Origin of the sequence: Neisseria sp. P0014.S009 (genome assembly GCF_051958155.1) — a bacterium.
Lineage (GTDB): Bacteria > Pseudomonadota > Gammaproteobacteria > Burkholderiales > Neisseriaceae > Neisseria > Neisseria flavescens_C.
This window is the reverse complement of the sequence record NZ_JBQCVS010000242.1, coordinates 1-239: the sequence shown is the minus strand read 5'-3', so window position 1 is coordinate 239 and position 239 is coordinate 1. Positions and strand designations below refer to the sequence as shown.

Genomic DNA, 239 nt, shown 5'->3' with positions numbered 1-239 from the left:
GACTTCAGCGCACGCGTTGCCAGCAAAGACCCTGCCCAAAGTATTCAAATCAAACCTGAAGACGATTTGGCAGGCATCAAAAGCCGTGCCAAATACACTGAGGTTTACTTGGTAAAAGGCGAAGACGGCAAAGTCAGCCAAATCATCCTGCCTATGCACGGCAACGGTTTGTGGTCTGTCATGTACGGTTTTGTCGCCATTCAACCTGACGGCAACACCATCAACGGCATTACCTACTA

The 239-nt window shown here is 49.4% G+C and carries 1 pseudogene; it reads left to right on the top strand.

The features are described 5' to 3' along the window. A pseudogene (locus ACTHS4_RS12500) lies at positions 1 to 239 on the top strand (Na(+)-translocating NADH-quinone reductase subunit C); the annotation flags it as partial.